The organism is Kitasatospora sp. NPDC092286 (genome assembly GCF_044755565.1).
Lineage (GTDB): Bacteria > Actinomycetota > Actinomycetes > Streptomycetales > Streptomycetaceae > Kitasatospora.
Map to the genome: position 1 here is coordinate 91,985 of NZ_JBIVRD010000004.1, position 11,815 is coordinate 103,799.

11 protein-coding genes are annotated in these 11,815 nt (G+C 78.3%); 8 read left to right on the plus strand and 3 right to left on the minus strand.

What is annotated here, in order from left to right:
• Positions 1-170 precede the first annotated feature (170 nt).
• Positions 171-485 (minus strand): hypothetical protein, encoded by a 315-nt coding sequence (locus ACIQIB_RS06230; protein ID WP_400756970.1) that lies wholly within the window; start codon positions 483-485, stop codon positions 171-173.
• A 418-nt stretch (positions 486-903) separates the two neighbouring features.
• Here ACIQIB_RS06230 and ACIQIB_RS06235 point away from each other — a divergent pair, with 418 nt between their 5' ends.
• Entirely contained in the window at positions 904-1,458 is a 555-nt protein-coding gene (locus tag ACIQIB_RS06235) for a hypothetical protein (RefSeq protein ID WP_400756971.1), read from the plus strand.
• 84 nt (positions 1,459-1,542) lie between these two features.
• Here ACIQIB_RS06235 and ACIQIB_RS06240 read toward each other — a convergent pair whose 3' ends face one another.
• Positions 1,543-2,076 (minus strand): SIMPL domain-containing protein, encoded by a 534-nt coding sequence (locus ACIQIB_RS06240; RefSeq protein WP_400756972.1) that lies wholly within the window; start codon positions 2,074-2,076, stop codon positions 1,543-1,545.
• A 100-nt stretch (positions 2,077-2,176) separates the two neighbouring features.
• Here ACIQIB_RS06240 and ACIQIB_RS06245 point away from each other — a divergent pair, with 100 nt between their 5' ends.
• From ACIQIB_RS06245 to ACIQIB_RS06275, 7 genes are all read left to right on the plus strand, one after another.
• Complete coding sequence (locus ACIQIB_RS06245) at positions 2,177-2,296, plus strand: CGNR zinc finger domain-containing protein (protein ID WP_400658808.1); 120 nt, start codon at positions 2,177-2,179, stop codon at positions 2,294-2,296.
• 178 nt (positions 2,297-2,474) lie between these two features.
• Positions 2,475-3,650, plus strand: a complete 1,176-nt coding sequence (locus ACIQIB_RS06250) for an AAA family ATPase (protein ID WP_363607608.1) — start codon at positions 2,475-2,477, stop codon at positions 3,648-3,650.
• Positions 3,647-4,102 (plus strand): hypothetical protein, encoded by a 456-nt coding sequence (locus ACIQIB_RS06255; RefSeq protein ID WP_363607607.1) that lies wholly within the window; start codon positions 3,647-3,649, stop codon positions 4,100-4,102. The genes ACIQIB_RS06250 and ACIQIB_RS06255 overlap by 4 nt, the downstream gene beginning before the upstream one ends.
• Positions 4,099-5,778, plus strand: a complete 1,680-nt coding sequence (locus ACIQIB_RS06260; protein WP_400756974.1) for a hypothetical protein — start codon at positions 4,099-4,101, stop codon at positions 5,776-5,778. The genes ACIQIB_RS06255 and ACIQIB_RS06260 overlap by 4 nt, the downstream gene beginning before the upstream one ends.
• Positions 5,775-8,720, plus strand: a complete 2,946-nt coding sequence (locus tag ACIQIB_RS06265; protein ID WP_400756976.1) for a bpX6 domain-containing protein — start codon at positions 5,775-5,777, stop codon at positions 8,718-8,720. The genes ACIQIB_RS06260 and ACIQIB_RS06265 overlap by 4 nt, the downstream gene beginning before the upstream one ends.
• A 195-nt stretch (positions 8,721-8,915) precedes the next feature.
• The gene (locus ACIQIB_RS06270) at positions 8,916-9,539 is read left to right on the plus strand and encodes a hypothetical protein (RefSeq protein WP_363607604.1); all 624 of its coding nucleotides are present in this window, start codon (positions 8,916-8,918) and stop codon (positions 9,537-9,539) included.
• 222 nt (positions 9,540-9,761) lie between these two features.
• On the plus strand, positions 9,762-11,090 hold the full coding sequence (locus ACIQIB_RS06275; protein WP_363607603.1) for an aminotransferase class V-fold PLP-dependent enzyme: 1,329 nt from the start codon (positions 9,762-9,764) through the stop codon (positions 11,088-11,090).
• A gap of 51 nt (positions 11,091-11,141) precedes the next feature.
• On the opposite strand, the gene ACIQIB_RS06280 is transcribed toward ACIQIB_RS06275, so the two are convergent.
• Positions 11,142-11,591 (minus strand): RNA polymerase sigma factor, encoded by a 450-nt coding sequence (locus ACIQIB_RS06280; RefSeq protein ID WP_363607683.1) that lies wholly within the window; start codon positions 11,589-11,591, stop codon positions 11,142-11,144.
• Positions 11,592-11,815 lie beyond the last annotated feature (224 nt).

Sequence of the window (11,815 nt, forward strand, 5' to 3'; positions counted from 1 at the left end):
CCCCGCAATCCTCGGCCACCCGCCCACCCCCCTTTCCTTGTTTGGGGCCACCCCCAAACGCGTGGGGGCGCTACGGGGGGGGGGGGGGGCCGCCCCGCGGGGGGCCCGCCCCCCCGCGGCCGGTCGTTCCGGCGCCCGCCGGGCGGCCCCACCGGTCTGCCCGGCGGTGCTCAGCCCTCCCGGCCGCGCACGTACCGGACGGTCGCCACCGTGCCCGCCGCGGTGGCGGCCAGGCCCGTCGCGCAGAACAGCAGGCCGGGGAAGAGGGTGTCCGCCCAGCCGAGTTGGGCGGGGAAGAGGGCATGGCCCGGCCGCCGGGGGTCGTGCAGCAGGGTCACGGCGTCGCCCGCGGACAGCCGGTCCGGCGCCGAGTGCGGCGAGTCCACCACGGCCGGCTGTCGCCGGCCGTCCGGTTCCACGGTGACCAGTGCCTCGGTGGCGTCGGTCCGTTGTTCCGGCCGGCCGTACCGCACCTCGTCGACCACGGCGGAGACCCGCGAGGTGCCGCTGAAGCTGCCACACCGTCCAGTGGCCGGCCGAGAAGACGATGCCGACCAGGAGGAACACCGGGCCGATGAGCGGCCCGAGGAGCTTCGGCCACCCGCCCCTGGGCGCCCGGGGCGGCGGAGCCTCGGTCCACTCCTCCGTGCTCATGCTGTCGCGTGGGGGTCTGCTGTCCGGCATGATGCGGGGACTCCTTCCGCCCGGCGGGCCGATCATGTCAGAGCTGTCGGCCGGGTGACGGCGTCGGTGGGGGAGCGGGGCCGGGCCAGGCCGGTGCGCTGACGTTCCGTGGGCCGTAGATCTCGATCTGCCAACAGGTGCGGGAACTGTGCGCGAGCCGTGTCGCAGTTCTGGTTGAATCGTGAACCTCACCCCAGCGGAACGGAGCGTTCTTCCCCCATGTCTTCACGGATACGCGCCGGCCATCGCGGCCTGGCCGCCGTCGCCGGACTCGTCTTCACCGTCGGTCTCGCCCTGACCGGCTGCGACCCGGCGGCGGGTGACGGTGCCACGGCCGCCTCCTCCTCGCCCGCCGCCGTGGCCGCGGCCGGGCCGACCACCCCCGCGCCGACCACCCCCGCGCCGGTGGCGACCGCGGCCGCGCCCGTGCCGGCTCCGCCCGTGGTGACGACGCCCGCGGCCGTGCCCACCACGGAGGCGCCGCAGCCGACCCAGCCGCCGGCGCCGGTACCCGCACCGACCACGGCCAAGCCGCAGGCGCCCGCCACCAAGGCGCCGCAGCCCAAGATCACCACCGCCCAGCCGCCGACCGACCCCGAGCCCGAAGCGGCCAAGGGGGCGACGGGTTCCTGCGAGATCCGGTCCAACGCGGGCAACTGCTACCAGGCGGGCCAGTTCTGCCGGAACGCGGACCTGGACAAGAGCACCCACGACGCCAACGGCCGGATGATCACCTGCCGGATGGTCAGCGGCAAACCGCACTGGCAGGCCTGACCGGGTGGGGCGGGGTGACTGGCGGCCGTCCACCGCTCGCCGCCCCGCCCCGTCCCGCCGGGGCCGAGCTCCGGGAGCGTCCGGTCAGCCGCCGATGATGGCCAGGCCGAGCAGTACGCCCGCCGAGACGCGGATCCTGCCGGGCGCGAGCGAGCCCTCGCCGCCGCCCTGGCTGTGGCCGACGTAGCCGATGCCCGGCTGTTCGGAGTCCACGTCCCTGATGCGCACGACCGGGCCGAGCCGGACGCCGGCGGCCCGCGCGTACAGCTCCGCCTTCTCCAGGGCGTCCGCGACGGCCGCCTCCCGGGCCCGCGCCCGCAGCTCCCGCTTGGCGCGGACGTCGAACTCCACCCCTTCCACGTGGTTCGCCCCGGCCTCCACGACGTCCACCAACAGCCGCTCCAGGGCGTCGAGTTCGCGCAGCTCGACGACGAAGGAGGCGGTGCACTCGTAGCCGAGGAACTGCCGCTCGCCGCCGCCGTAGCTCCACGAGGACTGCAGGTCCAGCCGGGAGGTCGAGACGTCGCCGTCCGGCACGCCGTGGCCGCGCACCACCTCGCGGACCCGGCTGACGGCGGCTCCGGTCACCTCGAAGGCCGCGGCCGGCGCCGGCCTCACCCACTGGCTCCCCTCCACCGCCGCCCTCGCCCTCTGGCTCGGCGAGCGCGGCGGCTGCGCCTGGGGCCGGTGCGCCGCCCCCGGCTGCGCCCGCTACTTCATCGACACCGGCCGCCGCGCCCCCCAGCGCTACTGCACCCCCCGCTGCGCCACCCGGGTCCGGGTCGCCGCCCACCGCGCCCAGCGCTCCGACGGCGCCCGGCCCGGGTCCGTGGTGTGAGCGGTTGTGGAGGGGCTGCTCGAACAGCCCGGGGGAGGTCTCGACGGCCACGGCGGGGAAGGCCTCCCGGACCGAGCCGCCGGGGCCCGGCGTGCCGCGCGGCCCCGGCCCCGGGACCGCGCGGCGAGCGTCAATCCGCTGGTGGGCGCCGCCGGACCCCCCGTAGACTCCGGTGCTCGTGACCGAGACCAGCACCACCCCGACCACCCGCCCGGGCGCCGGCGGCACCGCCGCGGCCGGTGACGCCGAGCTGATCGCCGCCGCCGTGGCCGCCGCCGGGCAGGGCATGATCGACCGCGAGACGGTGGCCGAGGTGGTGACGCTCTGCGCCGTCGCGGGCGAGCACCTGCTGGTCGTCGGCGCGCCCGGCACCGCCAAGTCCGAGGCGGTGCGCCGGGTCGCCGGGCAGCTCGGCGGACGCTACTTCGAGTACCTGCTGGGCCGGTTCACCGAACCCAACGAGCTGTTCGGCCCGGTCGACCTGCGCCGGCTGCGCGAAGGACGGGTCGAGTTCGAGACCGCCGGCATGCTGCCCGAGGCCGAGATCGCCTTCCTCGACGAGGTGTTCCTCGGCTCCACGGCCGTCCTCAACACCCTGCTCGGCCTGCTCAACGAACGGGTCTTCCGGCGCGGCGGCACCGTCCTCGCCAGCCCGCTGCGGGTCTGCGTCGGCGCCGCCAACCACCTGCCGGAGGATCCGGCCCTGGCCGCCTTCGCCGACCGCTTCCTCGCCCGGGTCTTCGTCGAACCGGTGGCCGACGCCCGGCTGGAGGAACTGCTCGAAGCCGGCCGCCGGCCCGCGACCGCCCCGGCCCGCCCCGCCGACCTGCTCGGCGCCGTCGACCGGCTGGCCGCCGCCGCCCGCGACTGCGACCTGGACGAGGTCACCCCGCTGCTCGGCACCGCCCTGCGCCGGCTGCGCGCCGCCGGGGTCCCGGTCAGCGACCGGCGGGCCGTCCGCTCGCAGAAGCTGGTCGCGGCGGCCGCCGTCCTCGACGGCCGCACCGCCGGCACCGCCCGCGACCTCTGGGTGCTGCCGCTCATCGCCCCCACCGCCGACACCCAGGCACTGGCCCGCGACACCCTGGCCGACCTGGTCGAGAAGTCCGCCAACCGCAGCCTGGCGCACGCCGCCGAGGAGCTGTCCCGCAGCTCGGCCGCCCGCGCCGACCGGCTCGCCCGGCAGAGTACGGCCCTGCTCGCCGAACACCGCACCCTGCCGGACGGCCGCGACTCGCGGCTGCGGCTGGAGGCCGCGCTGCGGGAGATCGACGCCGGGTTCGACCCGGCCGACCTGCCCGCCGGGCTGGCCGGCATACGCGCCGAGCTCGTCGCGGTGGTCGCACCCTCGTGACCACCGCCCCGCCGCCGTTCCCGCTCCGCTGGGAGCGGTGCGAACCGCCGCTGCCCGCCGCCGCCGTGCTCGCCCTCGGCCCCGACGTGCCAGCCCTGGCCGCCGCCACCCGGGAGCGGCTCACCGGCGGCGCCCGGCTCGGTGCCGTCGCCGACGACGGCGCGCTGCTCGTCCTCGGCGCCGAGGACGACCTGCCGTGGGCCGACGGTGCCCGCTACCTCGGCCGCGACGCCGGACTGCTCGTCCCCACCACCGCCCGCCCCCGGCCCGCCGCCGCCCTCTGGCGCACCGCGCTCGGCGCCCGGGACGGCCAGCTCTGCGTCCTGCTGCCCGGCCACGCCCTGGTCGCCGATCCGCCGCCGCCCACCACCGACCCGGCCGCCCTGGAGCCGTACACCCGGAGCACCGGCGGCACGACGCGTCCGGGCGGCACCGGGAGCGACCCGCGATGACCACGCCGCTGCCCGCCGCCCTCGCCCCCTGGGCCGCCGGCCTCTCCGCGCTCACCCCCGAACTCGCCACCGCCCTCGGCCCCCTGCTGCGCCGCCTGGACGCCCTGGCCGGCGAACGCGAACCCGCCACCGACGACCACGGCACCCCGGACGGCCACGGCGGCCTGGCCCGCTCCGGCCGGCCCGACCAGCTGCTGCCCTCCGAGTGGCTGCTCGCCGACGAGTACCCCGACGAGTTCCTGCGCCGCCTGGTCGACGGCGAACTCCTCCACCTCGCACCCGAGTTCCGCACCCCGGCCGGCCGGGGCCGGGTCGTCGTCCTGGCCGACACCGGGCCCGCCCAGGCCGGCGCCGGCCGGCTCGTCCAGCTCGCCGCCCTGCTCGTCCTGCACCGCAGGGCCGCCGCCCGGGGCACCGAACTGCTCGTCGGCATCCTCGGCGACCGGCCCGGCCACTGGCTCGACGGCGACCTCGCCGAACTGCTGCCGCACTGGCTCGACGCCCGCCGCCGCACCGACCCGACCCCCGAGGACGTCCGGCGTGCCTGCGGCACGCTCGACGCCGCCGACCAGGCCTGGGTCCTCACCTCGCCCCGGCTCGCCGACCGGCTCCCCTCCCGGCGAAGGGTGCTGGCGAGCGAGGAGGCCCGCTGGACCGCGGCCGGCGCCGGCTCGGTCACCGTCCGGCTGGGCGAGGCGCGGGCCGAACTGCCCCTGCCCGCGACCGACATCGCCGTCCGGGCGCTGCGCGGCGCCGAGTTCCGCCGCAGCGCGCCGACCGCCGCCGCGCCGCCGGCCGGCCCCACCGGGGGAGCGCACCCCGTCTTCACCACCGCGGCCCGCACCCTGCTGGCCCGTGGTGCGAACGCCGCCACCCTGCTCGCCGTCAACCTGCCGAGCGGCGCACCGGAGCGCGTCACCCCCGTCCGGACCCGTCGCCACGAGCTGAACGGGCCGGTCGTCGCCGCCGGACGCCTCGGCCGGCGCCTGGTCGCGCTGTCCGTCCAGGGTGACCGGCTGGTCCCGTACATCAGCGGCCGCCCGCTCGGCGAGCCCGGCCAGTACACCGCCGACCGGGTCGCCCTCGGCCTGCACCAGGCCCTGCTCGACACCCTGCTCACCGGCCCCGTCCTGCCACTGCTGCGCGCCGGGGACGGCCTCGCGCTCCCGCTCGACGGCCGCTGGTGGCGGATCGCGCCCGACGGATCCGTCCACGACGACGGCCCGGTCGCGCCGAGCGCCGACGGCGCGCGGTACCACCGCTCCCGGGATCCGCGGGCGTTCGACCACCCGCTGTCACCCGGGGCCCAGGACGCGCCGCACCTCGTCCACGGCGGCACCGCCGTCGCCTGGTCGGCCGACGGCAAGGCCTGGGAGGTCCGCACCCCGGCCGGCGACCGGAGCCTGATCACCTTCCGGGAGGATGCCGAGGTGATCGGCCTCGTCCGGCACGACGACGGCCGGCCGGCGCTGATCACCTGCAGCCGGAGCGCCCGGGTGGTGCGCAGCGTCCGGGCCGACGCCGTCCGCACCTTCAGCCGCTTCTCCGGCGGCGTCACCCCGGCGACCGTCCACCCAGGTCTCTCCCTCATCGCCGCCGAACCGCACCCCGGGCGGATCGTGGTCGGCGACGCGGGCAGCGGCCGGATCCACCACCTGATCGGGAGCGAGCAGTGAGCGCCACCTCCGCCGGAGCGTTCCGTGCCACCGTCGACGCCACCGGCTTTGTGCTGGACGTGCCGCTGATCGGCGCGGCCGAGGCCGCCGGGCGCGTCCTGGCCCACTGGCAGGACGGCGCCGACCTGCGCGGGCTGCCGGACGGCCGCTGGCTGCTCGTCCTGCCCGAACCGGTCGGGACCCGGGCCGACCGTGCCCCCGGGCTGCCACTGCTGGGGCGGGACGGCGCGCTCGTCGCCGTCGGCACCGACGGCGCGCAGGCCGCCGCCGGGCAGCTGCTGCTCACCACCGTAGGGCTGATGGACCGTCACCAGATCGACGGTCTGGCGAAGTTGCGGCCCGCCGACTGGCTCGACCCGGCCGGCCTCACCCTCCGCCGGCTCGGGCCGGTCGGCGCCCCGGCCGCCCCCGAACCGGTGCTCGACGACCGGCCGCGGCGCCCGGCGGCGGACCTGCGGACCGCCGCCGGAATCGGCCCCCGCTCCGAGCGGGCCCGTCGGCTGACCGCGCCCGCCGAGCGGGGTCGCCCCCGTCGCTGGTGGTCCCGTCGGCCGACCGCGCCCGGCGCCCGGGGCGACCGCCCCCGCCGCTGGTGGTCCCTGCCCCGGCTGCCCGCCCCGGTCGGCCGGGCCGTCGCCGTCGCCGGCCTCGCCCTGCTGTTCGTCCTCGTGGGCCTGCCGCTGCTCGCCGGTCTCGCCCACCTCGTCGTCGGTCTCGTCCGTCTCGTCGCCGGGCGGGGCCTCCACCTGTCGACGCTGCTGACCGGGCTGCTCATCGGAGCGGCCTTCGCGCTGCGTCGCCGCGCCCCGGGAACAGCTTCCGAGGCCTCCGCCCCCGGGGCGGCGGAGGGGCGGCGGAACCCCGGACCGTCCTGGCGGTCCCGGCTGGGCGGCCTGCTCGCCCGGCTGGCCCTGCGCACCCCCGCCGCGCGTCTCGTCCGCGGCCGCCACGCCCGCTACCTGCGCGAACTGACCCGCGCCTTCGAACAGCGCCGCTGGGAGGACGCCCTGCGCGACGCCGTCCGGCTCTCCGGGCAGTCGCCCGAGGCCGAGCGGGCCTGGCTCTCACTCGGGCTGCCCCGCCGCTTCGCCGGCCCGCTGCGCCCCACCCCGGACGCCGGGGGCCGGGCGGCGGCCGTCTCGCCGCTCTCCGGCCCGACCGTCCACGAACTCCTGGCCGACCTCTACCGGAAGGCCGCCGAAGGGCTGGAGCGGGAGGGCCGGATCGACGAGGCGGCGTTCGTCCTCGCCGACCTGCTGGACGCGCCCGCCGAGGCGGTGGCCCTGCTCGACCGGCACGGCCGCGGCGCCCAGGCCGCCGAACTCGCCGAAGGCCGCGAGCTGGCGGCCGACCTGGTGGTCCGCCTCTGGTGGCGGGCCGGGGACCGGGACCGGGCCGTGCGCACCGCCTACCGCCGGGGCGCGTTCTCCACCGCCGTCGAGCGGCTCACCGCCACCGACCCGCAGTCCGCCCGGGAGCTGCGGGCCGCCTGGGCCGAGCACCGCCGTGCGGCCGGGGACCGGCTCGGCGCGGTCGAGGCCGCCTGGCCGGACGAGACGCTGCGGCCGACGGTCGCCGCCGACCTGCGCGACGCCGTCGCCCTCGGCGGGCCGGCCCGCGGCCGGGCCCTCGCCCACCTGCTCGCCCTCGGCGCGGGCGAGGCGACCCGTACGCTCGCGCTGGCCGTCCTCGACGGCGACGGGCACCCCGACACCACCGGCCGGCCCGCGCTGGCCGCCGCCCTGGCCGGGCTGCCGGGCGCGGACCGGGCCGCCGACCGTGAACTCGCCACCGCCGCGGCCCGCGCCGTCGTCCGGGACGGCGGCTTCGGCGGCTCCCTCGACCACCGGACCGGACGCGCCCTCTTCGACGGGCTGGTGAAGCGCGCCGACCCGCTGGCCGCCGCCGACCTGCCCAGGCCCCGCCGCTCCGCCCGCCCCACGGGGGCCGGCTGGGCCGCCACCGCCGCCGACCGGCCCGGGACACTCCCGGTCCTGGACGCGGCGCTGCTGGACTCCGGCTCGCTGCTGGTCGCGTGCGGCCAGGCGGGCGTGCGGCTGCTCGGCCCGGACGGCCGCACCCGGGCCCGCTGGGACGTGCCCGCCGACCAGCTGGTGCTCGCCGACCACGGCGGCACCGCGCTGCTGGTCGCCCGCTACGGCGAGGTCGCCGAGGTCTCCCGGCTGGACCTCGCCACCCGGGCCGTACGGCGCTGGACCGCCCTGCGGGTGCGGCAGATCGTGCCGTCCTACGACGGCCGGCAGCTGATCACGGTGGACGAGGACGGGATCGCCGTCCTCGACACCCTGGCCCGCCGCCCCACCGTGGTCTGGCGTGAACTCGGCGGCGACCAGGGGGTGACCGGGCGGATCGCCCGCACCCCGTCCGGCTGCGCGGCCGTGGTGGTCTCCGGCCCGGCCGTGGGTGCGCCGCTGACGGAGCTCTGGCGCTGGGACCTGCCGGGCTGGGAGCTGCGGTCCAGGACCGCGCTCGACCCGGCCGCGGTGACCGGTGCGACGGTGCTGGCGAGCGGCCGGCTGATCGTGCCCGACCCCGACCCCACGCCGGAGCCGGGCCGGACGGTGCTGCGCTTCCTCGGCGAGGGGACGGACTCCGGGCTGACCGTCCAGGAGGACGAGTCGGCTGCCCGCGAGGACGGGCCGGCCGGCCAGGGGGACGAGCCGGCCGGCCTGACCGCCGACGGCGACCACTGGGCGTTCACCCGCGCCCTCGACGGCGGCCGCGGTATCCGCCTCACGGCGGGCGAGGGCGCCGCCTCCGCGCCGACCGGCCTCGCCCTCTTCCCCGGCGCCGACCGGTCCCCGGTCCGGGTGCGGCGGCACGGCGGGGCGGTGACGTACTGGCAGCGCGGCGGCCGGGTGCTGGCCGTCTCGGCCGACGGCTCCGCCGTGCTCGCCAACCTGCGGGTCACGATCGGCTGACGGCCCGCCCCGCTCGCGCGAACGAGCTTCCCTCGTACGGGAGTTCTAGCTCGGGAGGCCCTGGAGCGGTGCCGCCGCCCCCGGTCGGCGAAGAGACCGGCGCGCGGGCGGCCCCCGGGCGTAGAGTCCCGCTGCGCGGGTCGTGCCGGCCGGCGCACCGCCAGGACGACGCCAGGACGACGAAGGGGCCGGGACATGCCGCTGCGCGCCGAGGACGTGGAGCTGCTGGAGGACGTCGCCGCCGAGGAGGGCGGGTGGCTCGCCGCGGCCCCGGCCGCCCCGTCGTGGTCGCGGCGGCGCGCCAGCGCCGCGCGCCGGCTCACCGCCGAGCGGCTGTGCGAACTCGCCCCGGAGAGCGTCCTGGAGACGCTGGCCACCGCCGACGGACCGCCGGCCTGGGCCGCCCGGATCACCCCCGAGGGCCGGCTGCTGCTGAAGTACCGCGAACTCCGGAAGGGCCCGGTCGCCCCCTGGCCCGAGGAGGAGGGCGACATCCCCGGCCGCACCCGGCTGCGGTTCACCGAGACGGAGATGACGTTCCTGCGCCAGGCCCTCGCCGGCACCCGCGGCATCGCCGGGCTCGCCGCCGTCGACGCGGCCTGCCTCCGGACCGCGGTGGCCGAGGCCCGCCCCGTGGCGGGCACCGCGCACTGGGTGCTGACGGCCACCGGCGGGCAGCTGGACGCGATCGAACACGTCCTGCGGATGGAATCCCTGGTCGGCACCGCCCGCAGCTACCACCGCTTCCTCCACGCGTACCGGCCCTTCCCCTACCGCCCGGGCCCGCCGGGCCGGCCGGCCGGGCCGGGGCTCTGGTAGGCGGCCGGTGGCGGGGGTGCGCGGGGCCGCCGTCGCCTGCGGGCGGCCGGCCGGCGACCGGCGGCGTTTCGGGGACGGTGTGCGGCGCGGTGCCGACGGCGGGGCGCCTCGCCGTCCGGTGTGTGTCCTTCGTCACGCGGGGGGCGGGATAGGGCGGCCCCTGGTCAGCCTCTTCATTGTCGGAGGCCATGCCAAGCGGCGGGCCCAGACGAAGAGGTGGCCATGTCTGAACGTATCCGGGACCGGCGGAGCGGTCCGGAGGGGGATCGCACACCCGGGCCCGCGACGGTGACGGCGGCGAGCGGCCCCGACCGCCTCCTCGCCGACCGGGCCGAGGCCCTCGACGCCGCCGACCCGCTGGCCCCGCTGCGGCAACGGTTCCTGCTGCCGCCCGGCGTCGTCTACCTGGACGGCAACTCCCTGGGTCCGCTGCCCGCCGCCGTCCCCGCCGCCCTGGAGGACGCCGTCCACCGGCAGTGGGGCCGGGGACTGATCGGCTCCTGGAACGACGCCGGCTGGTGGGAGGCACCGCTGCGGGTCGGGGACGCGATCGGACGGCTGGTCGGCGCGGCGCCCGGCCAGACCCTGGCCGGGGACTCCACCAGCGTCCAGCTGTTCAACGCGCTCGGGGCCGCCGCCCGGCTGCGCCCCGGCCGGCCGCTGCTGCTCACCGACCCGGCCCACTTCCCCACCGACCAGTACGTCGCCGACGCCGTGGGCCGGCTGTTCGGCCTCACCGTCGAGCGGGTCCCGCCGCACGACCTGCCGGGCTTCCTCGCCGGGCACGGGGACCGCGTCGCGGTGGCCGGGTACTCCCCGGTCGACTACCGGACCGGCGAACTGTACGACCTGCCCGCGCTCACCGGCGCCGTCCAGCGGACCGGCGCCCTGATGCTCTGGGACCTCTGCCACGCGGCCGGCGCCCTCCCGGTGCGGCTGGACGAGCTCGGGGCCGACCTCGCCGTCGGCTGCGGCTACAAGTTCCTGTCCGGCGGCCCGGGAGCCCCCGCCTTCCTCTACGTGGCGCGGCGTCACCAGGCCTCCTTCGACCACCCGCTCACCGGCTGGAACGGCCACGCCGACCCGTTCGGCCTCAGCGGCGACTACACCCCGGCCGAGGGCGTCGGCCGGGCCAGGATCGGCACCCCCGCCATCCTGTCGCTGCTCGCCCTGGAAGCCGCGCTCACCGCCTTCGACGGGGTGGACCTGGCGCAGGTCAGGGCCAAGAGCCTGTCACTGACCGGCTTCTTCCAGGACTGCGCCGACACCCTGCTGGACGGCCGGGGTTTCACGGTGGTCACCCCCAGGGAGCCCGGGCGCCGCGGCAGCCAGGTCGTGCTGCGCCACCGGGAGGCGTACGCGCTGGTGCGGGCGCTCGCCGACCGGGGGGTGATCGGCGACATGCGGGCCCCGGACCTGCTCCGCTTCGGCGTCAACGCCCTGTTCCTGAGCCACCGGGACATCTGGCGGGCGCTCTGTCTGCTGCGCGAGGCGGTCGACGCCGGGGACCACCTGCGGGCCCGCTACCGGACGAGGGCCACCGTGACCTGAATCCGGGCCCGCCGCCGGCCGGGCCCGTGCGGCGCCCGGGCGCCGCTCCGTTCAGGCGGGCTGGTGGGTCCAGGCCCGCTGGAAGTTGCGGCGGGCGCGGTGCAGCCGGGAGCGCACGGTGCCGACCGGAAGCCGCAGGGCCGAGGCCAGTTCCCGTTCGTTCAGGCCGTAGACGGCGCGCAGCGTGAGGATCTCGCGGTGCTCGCGGGGCAGCCGGTCCAGCACGTCGCTGATGTGCACGGCGCCCAGGGGGTCGCCGTCGGGGGCGACGTCGGGCAGGCCGTCGGTGTGCTCCAGGGCCAGCCGTCTCGACGTGCGGACGGCCTCCCGGACGGCGATGGAGCGCACCCAGCCGTAGAAGGCGAGGGGTTCGCGCAGGCCGCGCAGGCCGCGGTAGATCGCGAGCATCGCCTCCTGGGCGGCGTCGCAGCTGTGGGTACGCGCGATCGGCAGGCAGAGACGCCCGACGAAAGGGGTGATGTGTACCAGCAGGTCGTTCATCGCCACGTGGTCGCCGGCCTGCGCGCGCCGCAGCAGCGCGGCCACCGGGAACACGGCGGGGTCGGGTGCGCCCGGGACGGCGGGCGTCGGGGCCGGTGGGGTGAGGTGCGCGTGGGGCCGCGCGGTGCGGTCCATGCGGATCGCCTTTCACTGTTTCCGTCCTGGTCGGCCGACGTGTTCGGGAGGGGCCCCGGACCACCGTGCGGACACGGGCGTTCATGTGC

Bases quoted from the DNA above. Each gene is read 5' to 3' on its own strand.
- ACIQIB_RS06235 (WP_400756971.1), top strand. From the start codon at position 904: ATGTCTTCACGGATACGCGCCGGCCATCGCGGCCTGGCCGCCGTCGCC.
- ACIQIB_RS06260 (WP_400756974.1), top strand. From the start codon at position 4,099: ATGACCACGCCGCTGCCCGCCGCCCTCGCCCCCTGGGCCGCCGGCCTC.
- ACIQIB_RS06270 (WP_363607604.1), top strand. From the start codon at position 8,916: ATGCCGCTGCGCGCCGAGGACGTGGAGCTGCTGGAGGACGTCGCCGCC.
- ACIQIB_RS06275 (WP_363607603.1), top strand. From the start codon at position 9,762: ATGTCTGAACGTATCCGGGACCGGCGGAGCGGTCCGGAGGGGGATCGC.
- ACIQIB_RS06280 (WP_363607683.1), bottom strand. From the start codon at position 11,591: ATGAACGACCTGCTGGTACACATCACCCCTTTCGTCGGGCGTCTCTGC.